At 45.9% G+C, this 23,559-nt stretch carries 20 protein-coding genes; 14 read left to right on the top strand and 6 right to left on the bottom strand.

Annotated elements, in window-relative coordinates:
• Positions 1–73 precede the first annotated feature (73 nt).
• From B5G04_RS11805 to fmt, 3 genes are all read left to right on the top strand, one after another.
• The gene (locus tag B5G04_RS11805; RefSeq protein WP_164470539.1) at positions 74–637 is read left to right on the top strand and encodes an L-threonylcarbamoyladenylate synthase; all 564 of its coding nucleotides are present in this window, start codon (positions 74–76) and stop codon (positions 635–637) included.
• A gap of 127 nt (positions 638–764) precedes the next feature.
• On the top strand, positions 765–2,564 hold the full coding sequence (locus B5G04_RS11810; RefSeq protein ID WP_022038957.1) for a chloride channel protein: 1,800 nt from the start codon (positions 765–767) through the stop codon (positions 2,562–2,564).
• A gap of 24 nt (positions 2,565–2,588) precedes the next feature.
• On the top strand, positions 2,589–3,560 hold the full coding sequence (fmt, locus tag B5G04_RS11815; RefSeq protein WP_087397303.1) for a methionyl-tRNA formyltransferase: 972 nt from the start codon (positions 2,589–2,591) through the stop codon (positions 3,558–3,560).
• A 34-nt stretch (positions 3,561–3,594) separates the two neighbouring features.
• Here the strand turns inward: fmt and B5G04_RS11820 are convergent, their stop codons facing one another.
• Positions 3,595–4,311: a NigD-like C-terminal domain-containing protein gene (locus B5G04_RS11820; protein WP_158100100.1), complete on the bottom strand. Its 717-nt coding sequence runs from the start codon at positions 4,309–4,311 to the stop codon at positions 3,595–3,597.
• 157 nt (positions 4,312–4,468) lie between these two features.
• Between B5G04_RS11820 and B5G04_RS11825 the strand changes: the two genes are divergently transcribed.
• The 4 genes from B5G04_RS11825 to B5G04_RS11840 all read left to right on the top strand — a co-directional run bounded on the left by B5G04_RS11825 (position 4,469) and on the right by B5G04_RS11840 (position 9,043).
• Complete coding sequence (locus B5G04_RS11825) at positions 4,469–5,023, top strand: sigma-70 family RNA polymerase sigma factor (RefSeq protein WP_087397371.1); 555 nt, start codon at positions 4,469–4,471, stop codon at positions 5,021–5,023.
• Positions 5,020–6,306 carry an outer membrane beta-barrel protein gene (locus B5G04_RS11830; RefSeq protein WP_087397307.1) on the top strand — a complete coding sequence of 429 codons (1,287 nt, stop codon included), beginning with the start codon at positions 5,020–5,022 and terminating at the stop codon, positions 6,304–6,306. Before B5G04_RS11825 ends, B5G04_RS11830 begins: the two co-directional genes overlap by 4 nt.
• A 120-nt stretch (positions 6,307–6,426) precedes the next feature.
• Positions 6,427–7,089, top strand: a complete 663-nt coding sequence (gene rpe, locus B5G04_RS11835) for a ribulose-phosphate 3-epimerase (protein ID WP_087211302.1) — start codon at positions 6,427–6,429, stop codon at positions 7,087–7,089.
• 1 nt (position 7,090) lies between these two features.
• Positions 7,091–9,043 (top strand): ComEC/Rec2 family competence protein, encoded by a 1,953-nt coding sequence (locus B5G04_RS11840; protein ID WP_087247428.1) that lies wholly within the window; start codon positions 7,091–7,093, stop codon positions 9,041–9,043.
• Between the two features lie 171 nt (positions 9,044–9,214).
• On the opposite strand, the gene B5G04_RS11845 is transcribed toward B5G04_RS11840, so the two are convergent.
• Positions 9,215–10,576 (bottom strand): MFS transporter, encoded by a 1,362-nt coding sequence (locus tag B5G04_RS11845; RefSeq protein ID WP_087211308.1) that lies wholly within the window; start codon positions 10,574–10,576, stop codon positions 9,215–9,217.
• Positions 10,577–10,667: 91 nt separating this feature from the next.
• Positions 10,668–13,340 carry a 4-alpha-glucanotransferase gene (locus tag B5G04_RS11850; RefSeq protein WP_087397309.1) on the bottom strand — a complete coding sequence of 891 codons (2,673 nt, stop codon included), beginning with the start codon at positions 13,338–13,340 and terminating at the stop codon, positions 10,668–10,670.
• Between the two features lie 409 nt (positions 13,341–13,749).
• Here B5G04_RS11850 and pulA point away from each other — a divergent pair, with 409 nt between their 5' ends.
• From pulA to B5G04_RS11875, 5 genes are all read left to right on the top strand, one after another.
• Positions 13,750–15,744, top strand: a complete 1,995-nt coding sequence (gene pulA, locus B5G04_RS11855; RefSeq protein ID WP_087397311.1) for a type I pullulanase — start codon at positions 13,750–13,752, stop codon at positions 15,742–15,744.
• 119 nt (positions 15,745–15,863) lie between these two features.
• Positions 15,864–16,247, top strand: a complete 384-nt coding sequence (locus tag B5G04_RS11860; RefSeq protein ID WP_022038947.1) for a VOC family protein — start codon at positions 15,864–15,866, stop codon at positions 16,245–16,247.
• A gap of 74 nt (positions 16,248–16,321) precedes the next feature.
• Positions 16,322–17,359 (top strand): bifunctional oligoribonuclease/PAP phosphatase NrnA, encoded by a 1,038-nt coding sequence (locus tag B5G04_RS11865; protein WP_022038946.1) that lies wholly within the window; start codon positions 16,322–16,324, stop codon positions 17,357–17,359.
• Between the two features lie 46 nt (positions 17,360–17,405).
• A complete protein-coding gene (locus B5G04_RS11870; RefSeq protein WP_022038945.1) occupies positions 17,406–17,759 on the top strand; it encodes a hypothetical protein in 354 nt (117 codons plus the stop codon).
• Positions 17,760–17,771: 12 nt separating this feature from the next.
• Positions 17,772–18,902, top strand: a complete 1,131-nt coding sequence (locus B5G04_RS11875; protein ID WP_087397313.1) for a glutathionylspermidine synthase family protein — start codon at positions 17,772–17,774, stop codon at positions 18,900–18,902.
• Positions 18,903–18,950: 48 nt separating this feature from the next.
• Here the strand turns inward: B5G04_RS11875 and B5G04_RS11880 are convergent, their stop codons facing one another.
• The 3 genes from B5G04_RS11880 to B5G04_RS11890 all read right to left on the bottom strand — a co-directional run bounded on the left by B5G04_RS11880 (position 18,951) and on the right by B5G04_RS11890 (position 22,153).
• A complete protein-coding gene (locus B5G04_RS11880) occupies positions 18,951–19,730 on the bottom strand; it encodes a DnaJ domain-containing protein (RefSeq protein WP_087211322.1) in 780 nt (259 codons plus the stop codon).
• A gap of 113 nt (positions 19,731–19,843) precedes the next feature.
• Positions 19,844–21,301 carry a DUF4270 domain-containing protein gene (locus B5G04_RS11885; RefSeq protein ID WP_087397315.1) on the bottom strand — a complete coding sequence of 486 codons (1,458 nt, stop codon included), beginning with the start codon at positions 21,299–21,301 and terminating at the stop codon, positions 19,844–19,846.
• 30 nt (positions 21,302–21,331) lie between these two features.
• Positions 21,332–22,153: a glycogen/starch synthase gene (locus B5G04_RS11890; RefSeq protein ID WP_022038941.1), complete on the bottom strand. Its 822-nt coding sequence runs from the start codon at positions 22,151–22,153 to the stop codon at positions 21,332–21,334.
• Between the two features lie 201 nt (positions 22,154–22,354).
• On the opposite strand from B5G04_RS11890, the gene panC reads away from it, so the two are divergent.
• Together panC and panD are read left to right on the top strand one after the other, a co-directional pair.
• Positions 22,355–23,200, top strand: coding sequence for a pantoate--beta-alanine ligase (panC, locus tag B5G04_RS11895; RefSeq protein WP_022038940.1), 846 nt, complete (start codon positions 22,355–22,357; stop codon positions 23,198–23,200).
• Positions 23,201–23,207: 7 nt separating this feature from the next.
• A complete protein-coding gene (gene panD, locus B5G04_RS11900) occupies positions 23,208–23,558 on the top strand; it encodes an aspartate 1-decarboxylase (RefSeq protein WP_087397317.1) in 351 nt (116 codons plus the stop codon).
• The last annotated feature ends 1 nt before the right edge of the window (position 23,559 follow it).

Consider the following 23,559-nt stretch of genomic DNA (forward strand, 5'->3'; position numbering starts at 1 on the left):
GTTTTCTTGAAGATTTTTTTGTGTTTTTGTGTCTCGACGCTTCTGTATTCCTTATATAAATAGGTATGATATGATGAAAGAAGAAATCAGGAAAGCATGTGAAGTGATGTATAAAGGAGGAGTGATTCTCTATCCCACTGATACGGTATGGGGCATCGGGTGTGATGCTACCAACGAGGAAGCAGTGAAACGGGTGTATGAAATCAAGCGGAGGGCAGACAGTAAGGCGATGCTTGTGCTGGTAGATAGTCCGGTAAAGGTCGACTTTTATGTACGTGAGGTTCCTCCTGTAGCATGGGATCTGATAGAGATGACCACCAAACCCTTGACCATCATTTACGATGGCGCGAGAAATTTGGCACCTAACCTGCTTGCCGAAGACGGGAGTGTAGGTATCCGTGTGACCAATGAGGCTTTTTCGAAAGAACTTTGTTTTCGTTTCCGCAAGGCTATCGTTTCCACTTCGGCAAATATCAGCGGGCAGCCGTCACCGGCAGTATTCAGCGAAATAAGTGAGGAAATCAAGCAGGCTGTGGATTATGTGGTAGATTATCGTCGGGAAGAAACCGGTCATCCCAAACCATCCAGCATCATTAAGTTGGGTAAAGGGGGCGAAGTGAAGATTATCCGTGAATGAAATGAACTCCATGCGAGGAAAGAAACGGGGGTTAACACGATGAAGCGATTTTTATTTATGGAATGATAATTCATGAAAATCTGCATGTATCCGTGTTTCTTCCGGGTGAATTAAATAACTGAAAATAATGAGGACTTCTGAAGAGAAATGGGATGTGCTTCAGCGTTTCATCAAGTGGCGCGAGAAGCACATTAAAGACAAACAGTTCATTCTGATACTGAGCTTGCTGGTAGGTGTGTTTACGGCACTGGCAGCTTACGTGTTGAAGTTTCTGGTAGAATATATCAAAGAGTTCCTGACTGACCGTTTCGACCCGATGGGTGCCAACTGGCTGTACTTGGTATATCCGGTGGTCGGTATTTTTATTACAGGATTGTTTATCCGTAAGGTAGTGCGTGATGACATCAGTCATGGGGTGACAAAAATCTTGTATGCTATCTCGCGGAAGCAGAGTCACATCAAGCGGCATAATATGTGGTCGTCAGTGTGTGCTTCGGCAATAACCATCGGCTTCGGTGGTTCAGTGGGAGCCGAGGCACCGATTGTGTTGACTGGTTCGGCCATCGGTTCTAACTTGGGAAGCCTGTTTCGCCTGGACCATAAGACGTTAATGCTCCTGGTGGGATGCGGGGCAGCCGGGGCAGTATCTGGTATCTTCAAGGCACCCATTGCGGGGCTGGTGTTTACGCTGGAAGTGCTGATGATTGACTTGACAATGGCATCCTTGCTTCCGTTGCTTATCACTAGCGTGACAGCTGCTTCGGTGTCTTACCTGTTGACGGGTACGGAGGCGATGTTCCAGTTTCATCTGGATTATCCTTTTTCGCTGGAGCGTATTCCTTATGCCATCGGGCTGGGTATCTTCTGCGGATTGGTGGCATGGTATTTTACCCGTGCAATGAACTGGATAGAGAATATCTTTCGCCGTTATCCCAACCCGTACGTGAAGTTTGTGATAGGAGGAGCGATGTTGAGTGTTCTGATTTTCCTTTTCCCGCCGCTTTACGGTGAAGGCTACGATACTATTACACTGCTGCTGAACGGTACCAAGGAGAGCGAATGGGACACGGTAATGAATAATTCGCTTTTTTATGGCGATACGCACTTGCTGATACCTTACCTGTTACTGATTATCCTGTTTAAGGTGTTTGCTTCCAGTGCTACGAACGGCGGTGGAGGCTGTGGTGGTATTTTTGCTCCGAGCCTTTTCCTAGGGTGTATTGCCGGTTTCGTTTTCTCGTACGTATGCAATGAATGTGATTTGGCCACTACTTATATCCCGGAAAAGAACTTTGCTTTAATGGGAATGGCGGGTCTGATGTCGGGCGTAATGCATGCTCCGCTGACAGGTGTTTTCCTGATTGCAGAACTGACAGGTGGTTATGCCTTGTTCTTGCCGCTGATGATTGTTTCGGTGTGTGCCTACCTTACTATTATTGTGTTCGAACCTCATAGCATCTATTCGATGCGTCTGGCGAAGAAGGGCGAACTGATAACTCATCATAAAGACAAGGCAGTGCTGACATTGATGAACATCGAGAGTATTGTGGAGAACGATTTTCTGAAAGTTCGCCCAGACATGGATTTAGGCGAGATGGTGAAAGTTATCTCTCAGTCGAAACGTAATCTGTTTCCCGTGGTTGATGTCAACGATGAATTGATAGGCATCGTGAAGCTGGACGACATACGGAACATTATCTTTCGCCAGGAGCTGTATCACCGGTATTGGGTGGAAGGCTTTATGGAAAAGCCTAAGGCACGCATCGTAAAAACCGATTCGATGGAAGAGGTGATGAAGAAATTTGATACTACGGGTGCATGGAACTTGCCGGTAGTAGATGAGGCTAACCGTTATTTGGGATTCGTGTCGAAGTCGAAAATGCTGAATACCTATCGTCAGGTGTTGGTAGACCTCTCGGCAGAATGAGAAACATAAACAAGAAAAAGATATATGGAAAAGACTGATTTACGTATCGTCTATATGGGTACTCCCGAATTTGCAGTGGAGAGTCTGAAATGTCTGGTAGAGGGCGGATACAATGTAGTAGGGGTTATCACGATGCCCGACAAGCCGGTGGGACGTCACGGAAGTGTGCTCCAGCCCAGTCCGGTAAAAGAGTATGCTGTTTCACAAGGATTAAAGGTGTTGCAGCCAGAAAAACTGAAAGACGAACATTTTCTGGAAGAACTTCGTGCCTTGCATGCTGACCTTCAAATCGTGGTAGCGTTCCGGATGTTGCCCGAAGTGGTATGGCAAATGCCCCGTTTGGGTACATTTAATCTTCATGCTTCCTTATTGCCTCAATATCGGGGAGCGGCTCCTATCAATTGGGCGGTCATCAATGGAGAGACAGAAACGGGTATCACTACCTTCTTTCTAAAGCACGAAATCGATACGGGGGAAATTATCGACCAGGTCCGTGTTCCCATAGCCGACACGGACAATGTAGGTATGGTTTATGACCGACTGATGAGGCTAGGGGGTAATCTGGTGCTGAAGACTGTCGATGCTATCCTTAATAATAGTGTGAAGACTGTTCCACAGGAAAAATTGGCAGAAGGAACCGTCCTTCATCCGGCACCAAAGATATTCAAGGAAACGTGTCGCATCGACTGGACGAAAGGCGTGAAGGCGGTATACGACTTTATCCGTGGATTGTCACCTTATCCTGCTGCGTGGACAGAACTGTGTGAACCGGATGCATTGCCTGTTACATTGAAGATATATGAGACAACCAAGGAATTTGCCAGCCATTCGCTGGTCCCTGGTACCATTGTGACCGACAGAAAGTCTTATCTCAAGGTAGCTACTACAGATGGTTACCTTCATCTCCTGTCGTTGCAGCTGGCAGGCAAGAAACGGATGGATGTTTCCGATTTTCTGCGAGGTTATCGCCATACGGACGCGGCAACGGTGAGGTAAGGGTAAAATTATAGTTTCCAGCAGATGAAAGAATTTATTCTTTCAGTGCTTTCCATTCGGCACGGCTGTTTGCCCCACTGTTATAGAAAATTCTGAAACCTTTGTAACCGGAAGGGTAGAACTGGTCGATGCTTTCCAGTGTGAACGAAATCATCGATTCGGTGGAGGTGGTGGCGTAATCACCTCCGGCATCGTGTCGTAATTCTACGGGGAGCAGGCCTTCGGTATCGGGACTGCTGCCTTCTTTCACTATCAGATTGAACCGATGGTAAGTTTGTGCACTTCCTTCGTAAGTATATTGGATATTGAGGTGATTTTTGCTGAGCGATGCATTGGTGATTTGCAGCGGGTCAGTTCCAAACATGTCTACACTGTCTGCTTTTAGCATTTCGGCTCTTCGGGTTTCCACTTTATAAAGCAGGTCGACAATACGCACAGGGTAACTTTCGTGGGTGCTTCGTGGAGTGACATAGTTTAAGTAGACGAATCCTATCAGTACGCGTTGTCCGGTAGAGTCGGCGTCTATTTGGCTGATCATTTCTGGGTTTTCGGGCATCAGAGTGCCGTATCTGTCCGATTCAATGGATAAGAGTTCTCCGTTCATCATTACAGTGCCCAAGGTGGAGAATGTGCCAGCATCGCTTTGGGTCAGGTTGTCGAGGGTATCGTCCTTGGTCAGTGTACAAGAGGGAAGAGTTCCCATAAGCCCCGCAATAGTCAAGGCAACTAAAAAGTATTTTACTTTCATCATAAAATCTGTATCTTTGTCATTTTTATGAATAAATGCGAGAGGGGCATAATTACTGCATCTGCCTTTGTTAAAACAATTTAACGCATATTTTTGGAAGAGTCGATGCAGTATTTGCACAATCATTACATTTTCAATAAAAATGCAACAGAAAGCAGACATATCAGAAGAAGAACTGGTGCTTCGATGTAAGCAGAAAGATATGCAGGCACGCCGTTTGCTCTACGAGCGTTATGGTGGTGCTTTGCTGGCTATTTGTCTTCGCTATACAGGAGACAAAGAGGTTGCCGAGGATATCTTGCACGATGGCTTCCTGCGCATTTTTGAATCTATAAGCCAACAGTTTACCTATCAGGGCGAAGGCTCGTTAAAGGCATGGCTTTCGCGGGTGATGGTCAATGAGGCATTTGGCTATCTGCGTAAGCGGAATGCCCAAGTACAGCAGGAAGTGTTGCTGGATGAGATTCCCGATATGCCCGATGCTGACGAAGACGATTTCAATGGCATACCTCCCTCGGTTTTGATGCAGATGGTCAAGGAATTACCTGAAGGCTACCGCACAGTGTTTAATCTTTATGTGTTCGAGGATAAGAGTCATAAGGAAATAGCTTCGATGCTGGGAATCACGGAGCATACTTCATCGTCCCAGTTCTATCGGGCAAAGAATTTGCTGATTAAAAAAATTAATAATTATAGAAAAAAGGAGTTGCAATGATGGACAAAGACAGATGGGCTGCACATTTTAAGAAAAAGATGGAGGACTATTCCGAACCTTTGCCTGAAGGGTTGTGGGAAAGATTGGAAGCAGAAATGTCATCTTCGCCGAAGGTTGTGCCGATGTGGCGGATGCGGCGTTTTGCTGTAGCTGTTGCCGCGGCGTTGGTGGTATCTGTATCGGTTCTTACTGCTTGGTTAGCAGGATTCTGGGCTGAAGAACTTGAGCAGCCCGATGCTGTGGTGGCAGAAAAGAATACCTTCCCAGTTGCTCCTGATGAAAAACCTTTGCTTCCTTCTGTATCCCGTCCTTTATCGAAGGTGGCAGTCGAAACACCTTTACTGGCTGATGCCCGAATGACACATTCGCTAAGTGAGTCGCCGGTGCAGTCTTTGTCGGAGGTGGATGATTCGGAAACGGTTGCGACGCCAGAAGGTGAGGAGAGTACACGACAAACAGGAGAAAATCTTCTCTCTGCTTCCGAATCAAAGGTGCGTAAGCATCACCGTGCATTTGATCAGGAACAGATGCAGCGGAACCGTGAAGTGTGGGAAGGGAAAAAGGAAAATGCTGAAAACCGTCATTGGTCAATAGGGCTCAATACTGGAAATATGCCTTTCAGTTCGTCTAACTCATTCAATGGGGTAGGTCGATTGAGTTTACAGGCTGCGCAAGTTTCGGTATCGGATATGGTGATGGCTTCCGAAGATGCCGGACGTACTGCTTATAATCAGTTATTGTTTAATAATCGTGACCAGACTTCGAAGACCGAGATACATCACAAGATGCCTGTCACAGTGGGGGCATCGTTTAAATGGAATTTCTCGTCCCGATGGGCACTTGAGACAGGGTTGACTTATACGCTCCTTTCGTCCGACCTTCGTTCGGGGACGGATACCTATCTCGAAGAAGAGCAGAAGTTGCATTATATCGGCGTACCGGTGAAATTGCATCGTTCACTGTTTGACAGCCGGTGGATTTCGCTTTATGCTTCGGCAGGTGGAATGGTGGAAAAATGTGTGTCTGCCAGTCAGGATGTGGTTTATGTCAACGGAATGACTTCGCGTGAGACGGAACATCACTCGTTGCATATTAAGGAATGGCAATGGTCGGTAACGGCGGCTGCAGGTGTACAAGTGAACATCACACCGCAGATAGGATTGTATGCCGAGCCGGGTATTGCATATTATTTTGATGATGGAAGTGATGTGGAAACTATCCGGAAGGAACATCCACTTAATTTTAATCTTCAAGTGGGTTTGCGGTTCAGCTTGACGAAGTAGGTGTCATAGGAACAGTTTCTTAAAATGGGGGGTGAGTTTGTTTTGCACAATTTTTCTTAAAAACAGCAGGATATCTGAATAAATTTACGTATGTTTGTTATTCATTAATAACTAAGACGTATGAAAACAGACTTGAAAATATCTCCTTCCCTGCTTGCTGCCGATTTCAGCAATCTGGAACTAGAACTTGAGAAGGTAAATCAGAGTGATGCCGACTGGTTGCATATTGATATCATGGATGGTGTGTTTGTACCGAACATTTCTTTTGGATTTCCCGTATTGAAATATGTGGCGAAACTTTCACAGAAGCCATTGGATGTACATCTGATGATTGTGCAGCCCGAGAAGTTTCTCCGTGAAGTGAAAGAGTTGGGGACAATGATGATGAATGTGCATTACGAGGCTTGTGTGCACTTGCATCGGGTAATACAACAGATAAAAGATGCCGGTATGAAGGCTGGTGTGACACTGAATCCATCCACCCCGGTGTCAATGTTGGAAGACATTATCAATGATGTGGACATGGTACTGCTGATGAGTGTAAATCCTGGATTTGGTGGACAGAAGTTTATTGAAAATACCATAAATAAAGTACGCGCCTTACGTTCATTGATTGACCGAAAGCAGGCTGATGTGTTGATAGAAGTGGATGGAGGAGTAAACTTGGAAACAGGTGCCCGGCTGGTAGAAGCGGGAGTAGATGTGTTGGTGACAGGAAGTACGGTGTTTAAGGCACCCGATTTTGGAGAAATGGTGCATCAACTGAAATCATTGGCTCATTGATGTGCTTGACCGTTTGACTGCTTACCCGTTGTTCCGGTTGACTCTTGCTTTGGCAACCGGAATTTTTGTTTCCGGATTTTTCTTTTCGGAAATCACATGTGTGTCAGAGCTGGAGATAGCATGGGGATGTACTTTTGTAATTGCTTTGGCATGCTATCCTTTGAAAGTTTACCGGTGGCGGATGCTTTTCGGGATAGTGGTTTATATGAATGTCGCTTTATTAGGGGCAGTCTTGTTTTTATCAGAGCGGGAGGCGATTCGTTATGCATGGGTAAAAAAACCGGTTGTTTACATCGGTACAATCATGGATGTTCCTCATCATAAGCCGAAAACCATGCAGGCAGTGGTGCAAGTAGAATGTATGAAAGTCGATTCGGCACAGTGCTGGCAGGCTGTGGACCGGAAAATTGTGTTATACTGGATGCCGGATTCTATTCAAGGTGTATTGTCATGCGGTGATCGTTTGGTCTTTCGTTCACGTATCAGTCGTCCGGTTTCGGATGTTGAACTTTCCGGTTTTGATTATGGATTGTATCTGGAGCGTCAAGGTATCGCAGGTACTGCGGTAGCCTTTGCCGGAGACTGGCAGAAACTGAAGAGTCATACAAGTCTTTCTTTCCGGCAGCGTGCTCTGCTTTATCGTGAGCAGATTGTTCGTATTTTCCAGTCGTGGGGGTTGGAAGGAGAAGTTCTTGCTGTGGTTTCGGCACTTACGGTAGGGGATAAGAGCGAGTTGACACAAGAACTGAAAGATTCGTATACGGCTGCAGGAACCAGTCACATATTGGCATTGTCTGGAATGCATATTGTTCTATTGGCTTTCATTGTGTCGTGGATACTTTATCCTTTGCGATATGTGCGTGGTGGAAAATGGCTCTTAAGTATTTTGATTGTAATTTTTTTATGGAGCTTTGCTTTTCTTTCAGGTTTAAGTCCTTCGGTGATTCGTGCGGTGGTCATGTATACTTTGTGTGTGGTGGCTGCCGTATTTACAGAAAGTAGGTTCGCAGGTGTCTCATCCGTTTCGTTGGCTGCTTTTTTGATGTTGCTTTATCAACCGATGTATCTGTTTGATGTCAGTTTTCAGTTGTCTTTTGTGGCTGTATTGTCTTTGCTGGTTATTTATCCGTTGGTGGAAAGGCTGTTGCATAGTCGTTGGTGGGTACTCAATTATCTTTGGCAATCTTTGGCAATATCGTTTGCAGCCCAGCTGGGGACACTTCCTTTTATCTTGTGTTATTTCGGTACATTTCCTACTTATTTTTTACTTGCCAATCTGGTTGTGACTCCTTTATCTGTTGTTATTTTAGCATTGACGCTAATCTGTTTGGTATGCGGAGCGATATCTTGGCTGGTGAAAGGATTGTCTTTGTCAGTGCAAGTATTGAATGGGATAATGGAGTGGGTACAGGGGTTGTCTGGGTCTCAAATTACGTCTGTTTATTTTTCTCCGTTGCAGGCGTGGCTGTTGGCTTTGTGTATAGTGGCAGCTTTATTGTATGTTTCCCGTAGGTCTGCCCGGAAACTGATTGCAGTTTTGTGTTGTTTGGATGTTTTAATGGTTACATTTCTTGTTGACCGTCTGGCTTCGACAGAGGATTATCTTTATTTTTCTCGTTCTGGCATCTATACAAAGCGCGAGCACAATGTCGTGCAATTATTTGCAAAGAATGGTATCTGTCAAATAAAAACATTACGGGTAGCACTGGCTAATGATGCACGCTGGAAAGACAAAGAAGTAACGGAACGGCTTCCGCTTGACTATATTTATATATGTAAAGGATTTAAAGGAGATATGGAGGATTTGACTGCTCTTTTCCAGTTGAGGAAGGTTGTGTTTGATAATGCATTGAATGAATCGTATAAAAAACGATTGAGGGACGAATGTGAATCATTAGGGATAGCTTGTGTGGATATGACAGAAAAGGGTTCGTATGGTGTGTTGATAAAGTGAAGATAACTTCGTCTGGTGTAAGATTAATAATCTTCCGCTTGTAAGATTAATAATCTTACAGCCTGAAGATTATTAATCTTACAGCGGATGGACTTATATGCGTTTGCCGACGCACCTATATCCGCGGGCTTCCGCAACCGGCTGCGTCTTGCTATGAATTCTATCTTTTGTTCACGCTTTCTTTTCTTTGATGAATCCCACACAGCAAGCACCGGCAAAGAGCAATATGCCAGCCAGTACCAGCATATTTACTTCGGGAGGAACATTGCCTTCACGGGTGAATAAATGAAGTATTTGTCCTCCTGTAGCGGCTGCTACAATTTGTGGGATGCAGATGGTTCCATTGAAAAGTCCCAAATATGTTCCCATGTGGCCGCCCGATAGTGAGTTGGTCAGGATGGTGAACGGAAGAGCCAGCATGGCAGCCCAAGCGCAACCTATCAGCAGGAATGCAACAAACAGCAGGTATTGGTCGTGGATGAAGAAGGTAGACACAAAGCCGATGCCTCCCAGTACCAGACTCAAGGAATAAACTAGCTTGCGGCTCTTGAAAGAAGGCAGGATTACCGCCCATATAACCGAACCGATGGCCTGTACGGCAAATAAAATACCCACCCAGTCGCCTGCATTTTGGTATTGTTTCGATTGTGTATCGAGTACCAGCGAGGTTATTCCGTCTTTCACGATTTCGACAGAAGGTGTGTCGAATACGTTGGCGGCTACCGTTCCGTTAGTGTATGTCCACATGAACATGAATGCTGCCCAGCAGAAGAACTGTACCAGCCCTACCGTCCAGAAAGCTTTCGGTGCTTTGACCAGCAGGCGGAACACATTTGTTTTTTCTTCTTCTCCGCTAGTGGCAATGCCATGGTATTCGGCATAGAGTTGCGGTGGATATTCTTTCACTTTCACGGTGGTGTAGATAACACATAGGATTAAGATGGTGGCGCCTACGTAGAATGAGTAGATGACCGAGTCGGGGATAACACCTTTGGGAGCGATATTGCTGATGCCAAGAGTAGCGAAAATAAAGGGAAAGAGGTAGCCTGCAAGGCTTCCGGCATTGCAGAGGAAACTTTGTATGGAATAGGCAAGTCCCTTTTGTTTCTCGTTCACCATGTCACCTACCATCATTTTGAACGGTTGCATGGCGATGTTGATGGAGGTGTCGAGCAACATCAGTGAGAACAGACCGAAAACCATAGCTGCCGATACGGTCATACCGAAGCTCCCGGCATTGGGTAACATACACATTACCAATACGGCGATGATGGCTCCGATGAACAAATAAGGGATGCGCCTGCCGAAACGGCACCATGTACGGTCGCTGAACACTCCGATGAGCGGCTGTACGATGATTCCCATTAGGGGAGGTAGTATCCAGAAGTAACTCAGGCTGTGAGGGTCGGCACCCAGCGTGGAGAAGATGCGGCTAATGTTGGCGCTTTGCAGGGCGTAGGCTATCTGTACGCCGAAAAAGCCGAAACTGATGTTCCACAGTTTCCAGAAACTAAGGTTAGGTATTTCTTTCATGGTTTATGAGTGTTTTTATAATCTTATTGTTTCGAATAGCACGCGACTGCACGGACGAACTACAATCGTCCGTGCAGTCGCGTAATTATTTTTATCTTCCGCTTTCGTCTATCATCCGGCGTACTTTGTCATTGAAGGCATCTTGTTTAATCAGATTTTCCAGTGTGAGATGCATACGCCAACGCCAGTAGTGTTTCGGGTTGGCGGGTACGTTGATGCGTTCGATGGTTACATCGGGGTTGCGCAATTGTTCATCCATTGCCAGCCAGTCCTGCCATGTCAGGATGCAGAGCATTGATGGGCTGTATAGGTGACGGCGCACAACATCCTCGCACAGCCATCCCGGAGCATGTTCAGGCAAATTTCCCCAGTGTCCCAGTTCGTGATAGAAGAATCTGGCAGCTACGTTTCGGTCTTCTTCCCACCAACCCCGGAAGGTAGACATGTCATGTGTACCAATGGTACATACCGAGCGGAACGGATAGGAGTGTACGTGTCCGAACTCATCTTGCGGGTTTTTCGGCATGCGTTGGATTTCGAGCGAAAGGATTTGCAGTTGTTCCATTACCCAGGGTACGCAGTCGGGCACCATTCCCAAGTCTTCGCCGCATACCAGCATCGAAGTGGCTTGTGTGAGTATTGGTAGCTTTTTCATTGCCTCGTGATACCAGAATTCATTGTGGCGGCGGTAATAATAATCATTATACAATCGGTTGAAAGCATCCTGTTCCTGTCCGGTCAGTTGGCGGTAGATGTAATCGTTCTGCACAGAAATGCGTGGATGGTACATTGTGGAGTTGTCGCGGTCGGGGATGAACAGAACATTGCTTACCAGTGCATACAGTCCTTCTTTCAGGTTGATACTTTCGGTGTCTGTGCGTCCGGCAAAGTATGCTTCTATTTTCCGTTGGGTGTCAAATTCGGGGCGCATCGAGTAGATGTCGTGGTGTTCATGGCGCACAAAGGTGTCGCGCACTTCCTGACTGCGTGTTCCGAACATTTCGTCCAGCATGTGGTCGTTGATGAAAGGACGGGTCATGAAATCTTTCTGGAAATGCAGTCCGTAACTTTCTATCTCTTCCACGCTCATCGGGAGCGATGGAACGAACTGTCCCAGCAGTCCATGAACAGAGTGGATAGGAATTTCCCAAATGCGGAAGAACCCCAGGATATGGTCGATGCGGTAAGCGGTGAAGTAATTTGCCATTTTACGGAAACGGCGTTGCCACCACTGGTAATTGTCTTTTTCCATTACCTTCCAATTATAGGTTGGCATGCCCCAGTTTTGTCCTTTGGTAGAAAACGCATCGGGCGGTGCACCGGCCTGTCCGTTCATGTTGAAATAATAAGGTTCTACCCATGCTTCTACGCTGGTACGGCTGATACCGATGGGGATGTCGCCTTTGACGATGACTCCTAGTTTACGTCCGTAGTTGCAGGCATCCAGCAGTTGGACATGAAGCAGGTACTGCACGTAGCAGTGGAACATGGTTTCGGGATAGGCTTCGTTGTCAGGTGTGCACAGTTGTTCGGCTGTTTCCGGATGGTAAGTGCTGTAGTCTTGCCATTGGTGGAAGTCAGGTGTCTGGAACTTGTCGCGCAGGTAACAGAATGCTGCATACGGGCGTAGCCATTCGGCGTTCTCACGATAGAATTCGCAGAATCCGTTCGAGTTAAGTACTGTATCTTGTTCCTGTTGGAAAATAGCTTTTAGGTAAGCTCGTTTCCACTGGTTCACAGCTTCGTAGTCTACTTGTGGCAAAGCGTTCAGTTCGTTGCGCTTCTGTTCGAATGTGATGGCAGATGCCTGGTCATTCAAGGCTGGAAGTTGCCGTAAATCGACATACATCGGATGGAAAGCATAGATGGAAATGCTACTGTATGGATACGAGTCGGTCCATGTACCGGTCATTGTCGTGTCGTTGATGGGGAGGACCTGTACGGCACGCTGGTGTGTGTGTGCAGCCCAGCGGATGAAACTTTTCAGGTCACCAAAGTCGCCCACGCCATAGCTGCCTTCAGAGCGGAGCGAGAATACAGGAATGGCACATCCGGCTATCTTGTAGCTTTCGCTGGCGAAGAATACTTCTTCTTCGGGAGTGACATAGGTCTCACCAGGCTGGAGCGACGGAGGTGTGATACTGCGGTTTTCGTGTGCTTCCCATTCGGTTATGCTACCGTCTTCAGGAGAGAGGGTGACATACTTATATGTGAAGTCAGGGGGCAATATGGTAGCATCTATTGCTACTTGCCATTCATTAGGCTTTACTTCGTGCATGCGGAGGGGAGCTGTTTCGCCCCAGTTGCCTAATGTCTTGCAGTTACCGGTGATGCCTAATATGCGCGTGCTTTTCCCATTCGACGGGCATAAGGCACGGATGACGATGGCTGTATCGTTTCCGGGTGTCGGGAGTGTTTCGATGCGTTGTGAAACATTTTCACCACAAAATGCAGAACTGAACCGATAAGAAGCGGCAGGCAGGTCTCGCCACGTATCTTGCACCAGATAATGACGTTCTTGTGTGTCGGTTATATATAAAATGTGTGGCAGGATACCCCATTCACGTCGGATGCGGCAGTTGTCTTGCCATACTTCATAACGGTAAGTGACGAGTGGGACGGGTGTATCGGGCAGGTAATCGGTTTGTCCTTGCCAACAATAACCGTCTACAGTGGTCAGTTCTACAGTGGTCTTTTCGTCTATAAGAACGCGGAGGTTTTCACCCCAGTTCGTGTGATACTGAATTCGAAAAATAATTGTCATACGTTATCTTGGTATTAGAGTGATTTAAGAATTATCTCACAAAGATAGGGAGACTGGACGGAAACCACCCTTCGAATAATGAAAATATAAATTAAATTAAGTGGAAATAGCGGTCTCAGATATTTGTAGACGCGATTTTGGATAATAAAAATATAAAAAAGCTGTAGTTGCTTTTCCTGTTTTAGTAAGGTAAGTTTTAGTGGTTTCTTTTGTTTGTATCGGGAGAAAACCGGTATGAAATAAAAGTGAATGCTTCTATAAATACCTCATGCGGAATGATGGAAATGCCTAATAATCAACTTGATAAAACTACGTTAAAGTTCTATATTTTTTCTATCGGTTTTTCTCATGTAATGAAAAGGTGTATCTTTAGCTACAAATTCATTATCTAACTTAATAAAAATAATCCATGAAGTTAAGACACTTGCTGATGTTGCCGGTATTGGCGGCTATGGGTTGCCAGTCCGTAAAAAACGATTATGAATCGTTTGCTGATTATCCGGTCGTGAAAGGTGACTGGGAAGAGATGGTTTATTCACCGCAGGAAACTCGGTTTGCACTGTGGGCGCCTACAGCAGAAGAAGTGAACCTGAAGCTGTATGCCGAAGGTCAGGGAGGGCAGCCTACGCGTACGGTGGCGATGAAGGCAGCCGAAAATGGTTTATGGCGTGCCGAGGTATCTGAAGACTTGAACGGTCAGTTTTATACGTTCGATGTAAAGGTAAAAGGGGTATGGTTGGGCGATACGCCGGGAGTATGGGCGAAGGCAGTTGGCGTGAATGGAAACCGGGCCGCTGTCATCGATCTGAATGCGACTGACCCTGAAGGTTGGGACAAAGACGTGCGTCCCGAACTGAAAAGCTTTGCCGACATAGTTCTTTATGAGATGCATCACCGGGATTTTTCCATCGATTCTTTATCGGGAATCGACCACCGAGGCAAGTTTTTGGCTCTGACGGAGAATGGGACAAAAACGGCTCGCGGGCAGAAAACAGGCATCGACCATCTGAAAGAGCTGGGTGTAACACATGTTCATATTTTGCCTTCGTTTGATTATTCATCAGTGGACGAAACGAAGCTGGGTACTCCTCAGTACAATTGGGGATATGACCCGAAGAATTATAATGTGCCAGATGGTTCTTATTCGACCGACCCGTATGCTCCGGAGGTTCGTATCCGTGAATTTAAACAAATGGTGATGGCGCTGCATCAGGCAGGTATCCGTGTGGTGATGGATGTGGTGTATAATCATACGGCAGTGACCGAAGGGAGCAATTTCGAGCGTACCGTTCCCGGTTATTTTTATCGTCAGACACCGGAAGGGAATTTTGCCAATGCTTCGGGGTGTGGTAATGAGACAGCGTCTGAGCGTGCCATGGTGCGTAAATATATGGTGGAAAGTGTGAAATACTGGGTGAACGAATATCATGTCGATGGTTTCCGCTTCGACCTGATGGGCATTCACGATTTGGAAACCATGCGTGCCATCCGTAAAGCTGTAGACGAAATAGACCCTACTATTTATATATATGGAGAAGGTTGGGCTGCAGGTGCGCCTCAATTGCCGATGGATTCGTTGGCGATGAAAAACAATATTGACCGCTTGTCCCGCATCGCCGCATTTAGCGATGAGTTTCGCGATAGCTTGCGTGGTCCTTTCGGCAATGATGCCCAAGGTGCTTTCCTTGCCGGATTGAAAGGGCATGAGGCTGGTATTCGTTTCGGTATTGCAGGCGGCATCGAGCATCCGCAAGTCAATGGCGAAGGGGCTCATAAAGTGCCTAAATTCTGGGCATTACAGCCTACACAATTTATCAGTTATGTAAGTTGTCACGATGATATGTGCTTGGCAGACAGGCTGAAGGCTACTATGCCACAGGCTTCGGTAAATGTGCGTAAAGATTTGCATAAGTTGGCATTGACAGCTGTATTGACTTCTCAAGGCGTGCCGTTTATCTTTGCGGGCGATGAAGTGATGCGCGACAAGCAGGGTGTTCATAATTCATTCAATAGTCCGGATGAAATCAATGCCATTCATTGGGAACTTAAAAAACAAAACCGGGACTTGTTCGATTATGTAAGCGGACTTATCGCAATGCGGCGTGCTCATCCGGCTTTCCGTATGGGAGATGCCGATTCGGTACGTAAATATCTGGAGTTCTTACCTGCAACCGAAGATAATGTGGTTGCGTTCCGCTTGAAAGGACAGCCTAATGGAGATGCGTGGACGGATATAACGGTGATACTGAATGCGCGCGACCATGCTACGTCTGTAGAATTGCCGGCAGGCGTTTGGCAGGTAGTATGCCGTGACGGACGGATTGCTCCAGATGCCGGATTGGGCACGTTGCAAGGAGGAAAGGTGAGTGTGGGCGCACGTTCGGCGTTGATTCTGCATCGTTGATAATGTTTTATTTTGGGAAAGGCTGACTCATAAAGAAGAGCCAGCCTTTTCTAAAAATAAGACACTCTGAGGGGATTTTCAGCTTGATAAAACAGTATTTTTTTATATAAATTTGTATGATGAAAATAGACCATATTGCTTTGTATGTTAATGAATTGGAAGAAGTGAAGGCGTTTTTTGTCCGCTTCTTCGGGGCGGTTTCCAATGAGATGTATCATAATCCGCGGACAGGGTTACGTACGTATATCTTGTCGTTTGGTGATGGGGCAAGGCTGGAAATCATGTCTCGTCCCGATATGAAAGATGAGGCGAAAGATATGTTCCGCACCGGGTACATTCATTTGTCTTTCGCTGTGGGTAGCCAATCGGAGGTAGATCGGTTGACCGGACTTCTTTATGACAATGGTTATCGGGTGGTAAGCGGTCCGCGTATTACAGGTGACGGCTATTATGAGAGTTGTATTGAGGGGCCGGAAGGCAATCTGATTGAGATAACCGAATGAATTTTTGACTTGGGGAATCCTGATATTTTCAATTTATCCCTATCTTTGTACCCTCAATTTCAAATAATATAGGTATGTTATCTAAAATCATTCTTCAAGCCAATATCGATAAGGTAGCCAAGTGTTTCGAGGCTGCTGAAAAAATAGTGATTGTTTCCCATGTGTCGCCCGATGGGGATGCTATCGGTTCTTCACTGGGATTGCTTCATTTTCTGGAGACACAAGGGAAGGAGGTTCGGGTCATTGTGCCGAATGCATTTCCGGATTTTCTGAGATGGATGCCGGGAGCCAAGGACGTACTCCGTTATGATAAATATGCTGAATTTGCCGACAAGTTGGTTGCCGAAGCGGATGTGGTTTGTTGTCTGGATTTCAATGCTCTTTCGCGTATTGATGCATTAGCAAGTCCGGTGGCGGCAGCGCAAGGGAAGAAAATTCTGATAGACCATCATTTGAATCCGGAGACCTTTTGCCAAATTGTCATTTCACATCCCGAAATCTCTTCAACTTCTGAACTGGTGTTCCGCCTGATTTGCCGGATGGGCTGTTTTGAAGACATTACCAAGGAATGTGCCGAGTGTATCTACACGGGGATGATGACCGACACGGGCGGTTTCACATACAATTCAAATAATCAGGAAATCTATTTTATCATCAGCGAGTTGCTTTCGAAAGGCATTGATAAGGATGAAATCTACCGCAAGGTGTTCAACACTTATTCTGAAGACCGCTTGCGGCTGATGGGTTATGTGCTGTATGACAAGATGCAGGTGTTTCCTCAGTTCCGTTCTGCCCTGATAACACTGACCAAGGGCGAGCAGGGCAAATTTCATTATGTGAAGGGGGATACGGAAGGATTCGTCAATATTCCGTTACAGATAAAGAATATTTGTTTTTCGGCTTTCCTCCGTGAGGATACTGAAAAAGATATGATTAAGATTTCGCTCCGTTCGGTAGGGAATTTCCCTTGTAATAAGGTGGCGGCCGAGTTTTTCAATGGAGGGGGACACCTGAATGCTTCCGGTGGTGAGTTTTATGGCACGATGGCAGATGCTGTCCAACTTTTCAAGCAGGCATTGGTGAAATATGAAGATTTGTTGCTGAAGAATTGAATTTGTGTTATATTTGTACCGTATAACATTAAATAAGAGCAGCTATATGAACAAACGGCATTACCTGATGGCGGCAATGTGTCTGATGACGCTTGCTGCATGTACCCAAAAGACTGAATTGCCCGAAGACCCGAAAGACAAGGAAGAATATCGTGACAGCCAAGGCAACAGTTGGATATACAACGCGATGCTGATGCGCTGGGCATTAATGCCTTCGGCGATGAACGGGTTGACTACGACACATTATTATTATCCGAACACGGGTTCGTGGACAGACGCTAATGGTACGCGGGTCAATGCACCTTCGGGAGTGAAAGTAAGCTCTCCTGCTGGAAGCAAGTCGAAATCGAGTGGCCGTGTGTTCGGTTCGTCACACCGTTCTTCGGGTGTTCATGCATAAAGATGAGGCTATATGGAAAGGAAATATGTTACCCCCCGAACAGATTATCGTGAAAAGATAGAGGCATTGGGATTTGATTTCCACGGCGATTATTGGCGTGAGGAGGCTTATTACCAATTTACATCGGACGAAATCGGCCGGCTGGAGGAAGCTACGGCAGAAGCTTATCGTATGTATTGTGAGGCAGCAGGATACATCATTGAAAAAGAACCGGAATGGATGGAGCGTTTCTTGCAGCTTCCGCCGGAGATTTGTCAACGTATCCGGGAGTCGTGGAATGCGGATGAACTGAGCTTATATGGACGTTTCGACTTTATGCTGGATGAAAAGGGGACACCACGTATATTGGAATTCAACGCTGATACACCTACTTCGTTGCTGGAGGCTTCCGTGATCCAGTGGCAATGGAAAGAAGATGTTTTTCCGGATTGCGACCAATACAATGGCATTCACGAAGGTCTGGTACAGTCGTGGAAAGATATTTTCGCATCAGGAAGCAACTTGCATTTTGCCGGTGTGCTCGACAATCATGAAGATTCGGGGACACTGCAATACTTGGCAAGTACGGCTATGGAGGCTGGCTATTCTACCCGTGTGCTTGATATCAATGATATGGATTTGCAGGACGGTTGTTTTTATGACTCGAGTGGGGAACGCATTGAGCATTGCTTCAAGTTATACCCATGGGAGTGGATGGCAGATGAAAGTCCGGACGGGTGTCTGGCTTCGTTGACATGGCTGGAGCCGATATGGAAACTGGTGATGTCGAACAAAGCCATTCTGACAAAAATATTCGAGTTGTTTCCCGATTCGCCTTATGTATTACCTTGTTTTCTTTCACGTCCTCAGGAGGGGGTGTATTGTAAGAAACCGGTCTTTTCGCGCGAGGGACATAATGTAAGCGTGGTTGAGATACGGAACTGGGAGGAGCGTCCTTTGCTTCGCGAGACAGAGGGTGATTATAATCAGGGTGCTTATGTTTATCAGGGATATGTAAGGCCTACGGTATATGGCGGGCGCTATCCGGTAATCGGCTCGTGGATTGTGGGTGGAGAGCCGGCAGGTATCGGCATCCGTGAAAACCGTATGGAGATAACCGATAACCTGTCGGAGTTCGTGCCACATGTAATAGTTAATAATTAATAGGCCAACTTCTGGTTGGCTTTATTAGAAACTGTTTCTTAATTATTGTTATTTCATCCCTCTTGCCTTGTAGATGCGTTCCTTGGCATTATTGATGTTCTGGAATTTTTCTTCGGCAGCTTTACGAATGTCTTCGCCAAGGGTAGCTACACGGTCGGGATGATGCTTCAAGGCAAGACGGCGGTAGGCGGTACGCACTTCGTCATCAGTTGCCGAGGGGTCGATTTCCAATACCTTGTAGGCATCTGCCAGCGAGTCACCTCCCAGGTTTAACATCGATTCTACTTCCTTTTCTGAGAGTTGCATGGCTTGTGCCACTTCTTTCAGGGCTTCAATTTCTTTTTCACATACTTTACCGTCGCTCTGTGAAATCTTCACCAGAAAGTCCAGCAGTTGCAGGCGTTCTCCATAGGAGAGATTGGCGGCGATTTGTGCGCCACATTCGTGTATGGTATTGCGGAAGGCATACGGGTTTGTAGCGTCCATCCGTTTTTGCTCCTCGAAGAGGTTAAGTAGGATTTGTTGTCCTTCGTTTACAGCTTCTTCACCGAAATTGGTACGCAGGAAGCGGCGTACGAATTCCATTTCGCTATGCATGATTCTTCCGTCTGCGCGGATGATGTACGAGGCCATGACAAGCATAGAGAACAAGAAGCTGTTCCGTTGTCCGGTATTGGTTTGTGTATCACCGTTTGTCGTGTCAAAAGAGTTTTGAGCCTCGGTCGCCTTGTCAAATAGGGAGCCCAGCACGTATCCAGCCAAAGCTCCGAGCGGTCCTCCCATGGCGATGAATCCCATGATGCCGCCAATCCATTTTCCTAATTTCATAGTCGTGTTGTTTTTATGCCGAAAGCAAAAGACGCAAAAAGCACAGAGAGTCATTTATTGTTTGTTTGTGTATGCATCTCCGTGTTTTTTGCGTCTTTGTGTGTTTCGGGAAATTACTTTTGTTGGGGTTGTGTATAGATAATGTTCATTTGAATTTTCTGGTCTTCATCGGTCGATTCGTTGAGGTCTTTTCCTCCTATCAGCATGGCCGAATTGACGCTCAAGTCATTGTCTACACCAATGACATTGCTATTGGCATCGGTTTCCGTACTTACTGGTATCAGTAATACTTTGTCCCAGTCCGGGTTATCGGCTTTCCACTGTTCCCATTCGGTTTCACCTTTTTCTATTTCCGGTCTGATTTCGCTGAAGATATTCGCTATCAACCGGTTCAGTTGTGAGAAAGAGTAAGCATTGTTTGTACTGCTATATGTGGAAAGGAACGATGTACGATTGTCATTCACTTCGTTGTTTTCGAAGAAGCTTTTCATGTCTTTTGCTCTTATCATCAGCAGGGTGGTCGGGGTTCCCATTTTATATGGACTGCTGCTCTGGTCTCTCATTTTCTCGAACGAGAGTGAAATAGAATTCAATGTATCGCTCTTGTGATCTTCGTAGATTGTTTCCAGAGGAAGTGTTACTTTGGTGCATAGCCCGGCAGGTGTCTTCAGATACGTGCGTGTAGGGTCTTTCACCAGATTTTGCAGTCCTGAGTTTTGGAAACGGGTAGACATGAAGACTTCCTTTGTTGCCGTCATCGGCACAACGCCCGTATATAAAGAGTCGGCGGTATCGGCCGAGTTCCTGCCTAGATAAGAAACCGTCAGGTGCAGGTAAATATCTGAAATATAAAGGACGGAACCTTCACCGTTTGTTACGTGTACATAAAATCCTTTCAAGACGTTGTTGATAAAAGATTCTGCATCTTTGAAATAAGGATGTACGGTAACGCCGTTTTCTTCTATGCTATAGTCGTATTTGCTTTTGAAATTGTCACAGAATGCTTTTCCCAAGTCAATGGACACATGCGGGTAATAGTCGCTGGTGTTGTAAAGTGAGTCACTGACGGTTTTGTCGTATGCTGTATAATCTTTCGTAGCTAACGGAAGACTCTGCGGGTTATAGAAACGTGTGGGATCCAGGTTGGTATAATAGAGGTCCTTGTCCAGTCCGTTGTCTTGAATGGCTGTGGTAAGGGTGTCGACCTGTACACGTAAGGTAGCCAGAGAATCACCGAAATAGCTGGTGTAGTAAAGTCCCAGCGTTGCTTCGTCGATGCTTTGCAGGCGGTCGGGAAGCTGGAAGTTTTCGGGACAGTTTATCTGTACGAGGAAGTCGGACGTAAATGTGCCATATCCTTCATCGGTAAACTTGCCCAGATAGGCTGTATTTGAACGGGAATAGACCGAGTCCAGCAAATACGATTCTGTAGATACTGTATATGAATCGGATTTGGCAAGGATAAAGTCTTCATCAGCGACAAATTGTCCGATTCCCGTTGTTTCATCATCACAGCTGTAGAGTGTAGCGGCTGTCAGTAGTCCTATTGCCGCCCAGAACTTAAGTTTCATTGTTTTCTGATTAATTGTTATAAGTTCGTCTTATTCGGCGTCGCCAAGCACCTTTTTATAGAGTGCATCGCAGGCGTCTGCATACGTATTTTCATCGGCTTGGTAATCTATGGTAGGAAGATTCAAGCTGCGTGCGTAATCCATGATGGCAGGGTTTACCTTTTCGCTGTTTTGCACTACGCCGTCCGAATAAGTGATAGCAAGTTTGCATAACTCTTCATAATCGACAGGATTTTGTACCATCTTAACATCATCGGGAGTGATTTCTCTGTAGATTACTTGTTTGGTGAAGTCCGGGTTCAGGTTTGACTGGAATCCGTTGCCGTACACTGAGAATACCACTTTAGAATCTCTAAAGGAAGGCTCGTCGTAGTAAGCTTTTTTGATGAAGAGCGGAACCACGGCACTCATCCATCCGTGACAATGGATGATGTCGGGACACCAGCGTAATTTTTTTACGGTTTCCAATACACCCCGGGCATAGAAGATGGCTCGTTCGCCATTGTCTTCATATTCTTTTCCTTCTTCATCGGTTGTCATCAGCCGGTGTTGGAAATAGTCGTCATTGTCGATGAAATAGACCTGGCGGCGTGCAGCTTGTATAGAAGCTACTTTGATGATTAAAGGATGGTCTGTATCATCGATGATAATGTTCATGCCGGACAGGCGTATGACTTCATGCAGTTGGTTACGCCGTTCGTTGACATTGCCCCATTTGGGCATGAATGTCCGGATTTCCCAGCCTTTGTCTTGAATAGCTTGGGGAAGATTCTGACCGATTAACGATAGTTCACTTTCGGGTACGTAAGGAGTAATTTCTTGTGTAATGAATAATACTTTTTTTGCACTCATGTTTCTACTATTGCTCATAAAGGTTGTGCAAAGGTACAAAAAAATCAGACCACTTTGTTAATTTGTGCACGTTATTTACCTTATAGTTTGTTAATCTGTCTGTGGATGGTGCTTTTTTGTAAAAACTGCTTTATTATTTGGTAAAAATGTGGTTACTTTGCACCTGTTTTTAGAAAAACATTGGGTTTAATTATCAGAAAAATGGAATTAATTCAAACTATTCATGAGCTTCGTGCGAAGTTGGATGTACTTCGGGGCGAAGGGAAAACCATTGGTCTGGTTCCCACAATGGGAGCTTTGCATGCCGGTCACGCTTCATTGGTGAAACGCGCCGTTGCCGAGAATGATGTAGTGGTGGTCAGCGATTTTGTCAATCCCACCCAGTTTAATGATAAGAATGATTTGGCGAAGTATCCGCGTACGCTGGATGCCGATTGCCGGCTTTTGGAAGCGTGTGGCGTCACGTTCGTATTCGCACCTTCGGTAGAAGAGATTTATCCCGAACCGGACACACGTACGTTCAGTTATGCTCCGCTGGATACGGTGATGGAGGGCAAATATCGTCCGGGACATTTTAACGGTGTATGCCAGATTGTGAGCAAGCTTTTCCTGATTGTAGAGCCTACGCGTGCCTATTTTGGTGAAAAAGATTTCCAGCAGCTTGCCATCATCCGTGAAATGGTACGTAAGTATCCTTTTTCGTTGCAGATTGTGGGTTGTCCCATCGTACGTGAGGCCGATGGGCTGGCATTGAGCAGTCGTAATGCCCGTTTGAGTGGAGAACAGCGTATGCAGGCTTTGCAGATATCGAAAACCCTGTTTGCCAGTGTAGATTATGCCAAGGTGCATTCGCTGGCAGAAACAAAAGCATTTGTGGAAAAGGGTATTGAAGATGCTGAAGGGTTGCGTCTGGAATATTTCGAAATTGTAGACGGGAATACCTTGCAGCCTGTAAGTTCGTGGGACGAAAGCGGCTACATTGTAGGTTGTATTACTGTATTCTGTGGGGATGTACGTTTGATAGATAACATTAAATATAAGGAGTGAGCGTGTGATGATGATACAAGTACTGAAGTCGAAGATTCACTGTGTAAGTGTTACCGAGGCAAATCTGAATTACATGGGCAGTATTACGGTAGATGAGGATTTGCTGGATGCCGCCAATATGATAGCCGGCGAAAAGGTGCAGATTGTGGATAATAATAACGGCGAGCGTTTCGAGACTTATATAATAAAAGGTGAGCGCGGATCTGGGTGCATTTGTCTGAATGGTGCAGCCGCCCGCAAAGTCCAGGTAGGCGATACAGTGATTATCATGTCGTATGCATTGATGGATTTTGAAGAAGCCAAACACTTCAAGTCCTCAGTGATTTTCCCTGATACGGTGACGAACAAGCTTGTTTGAC

Origin of the sequence: Bacteroides sp. An51A, assembly GCF_002161565.1 — a bacterium.
In the GTDB taxonomy this organism is placed as follows: Bacteria; Bacteroidota; Bacteroidia; order Bacteroidales; family Bacteroidaceae; genus Phocaeicola; species Phocaeicola intestinalis.

Bases quoted from the DNA above. Each gene is read 5' to 3' on its own strand.
- panC (WP_022038940.1), top strand. From the start codon at position 22,355: ATGGAATTAATTCAAACTATTCATGAGCTTCGTGCGAAGTTGGATGTA.
- B5G04_RS11875 (WP_087397313.1), top strand. From the start codon at position 17,772: ATGGAAAGGAAATATGTTACCCCCCGAACAGATTATCGTGAAAAGATA.
- B5G04_RS11890 (WP_022038941.1), bottom strand. From the start codon at position 22,153: ATGAGTGCAAAAAAAGTATTATTCATTACACAAGAAATTACTCCTTAC.
- B5G04_RS11860 (WP_022038947.1), top strand. From the start codon at position 15,864: ATGAAAATAGACCATATTGCTTTGTATGTTAATGAATTGGAAGAAGTG.
- B5G04_RS11865 (WP_022038946.1), top strand. From the start codon at position 16,322: ATGTTATCTAAAATCATTCTTCAAGCCAATATCGATAAGGTAGCCAAG.
- B5G04_RS11880 (WP_087211322.1), bottom strand. From the start codon at position 19,730: ATGAAATTAGGAAAATGGATTGGCGGCATCATGGGATTCATCGCCATG.
- rpe (WP_087211302.1), top strand. From the start codon at position 6,427: ATGAAAACAGACTTGAAAATATCTCCTTCCCTGCTTGCTGCCGATTTC.
- B5G04_RS11805 (WP_164470539.1), top strand. From the start codon at position 74: ATGAAAGAAGAAATCAGGAAAGCATGTGAAGTGATGTATAAAGGAGGA.
- B5G04_RS11885 (WP_087397315.1), bottom strand. From the start codon at position 21,301: ATGAAACTTAAGTTCTGGGCGGCAATAGGACTACTGACAGCCGCTACA.
- fmt (WP_087397303.1), top strand. From the start codon at position 2,589: ATGGAAAAGACTGATTTACGTATCGTCTATATGGGTACTCCCGAATTT.
- pulA (WP_087397311.1), top strand. From the start codon at position 13,750: ATGAAGTTAAGACACTTGCTGATGTTGCCGGTATTGGCGGCTATGGGT.
- B5G04_RS11820 (WP_158100100.1), bottom strand. From the start codon at position 4,311: ATGATGAAAGTAAAATACTTTTTAGTTGCCTTGACTATTGCGGGGCTT.
- panD (WP_087397317.1), top strand. From the start codon at position 23,208: ATGATGATACAAGTACTGAAGTCGAAGATTCACTGTGTAAGTGTTACC.
- B5G04_RS11845 (WP_087211308.1), bottom strand. From the start codon at position 10,576: ATGAAAGAAATACCTAACCTTAGTTTCTGGAAACTGTGGAACATCAGT.
- B5G04_RS11830 (WP_087397307.1), top strand. From the start codon at position 5,020: ATGATGGACAAAGACAGATGGGCTGCACATTTTAAGAAAAAGATGGAG.
- B5G04_RS11870 (WP_022038945.1), top strand. From the start codon at position 17,406: ATGAACAAACGGCATTACCTGATGGCGGCAATGTGTCTGATGACGCTT.
- B5G04_RS11850 (WP_087397309.1), bottom strand. From the start codon at position 13,340: ATGACAATTATTTTTCGAATTCAGTATCACACGAACTGGGGTGAAAAC.
- B5G04_RS11810 (WP_022038957.1), top strand. From the start codon at position 765: ATGAGGACTTCTGAAGAGAAATGGGATGTGCTTCAGCGTTTCATCAAG.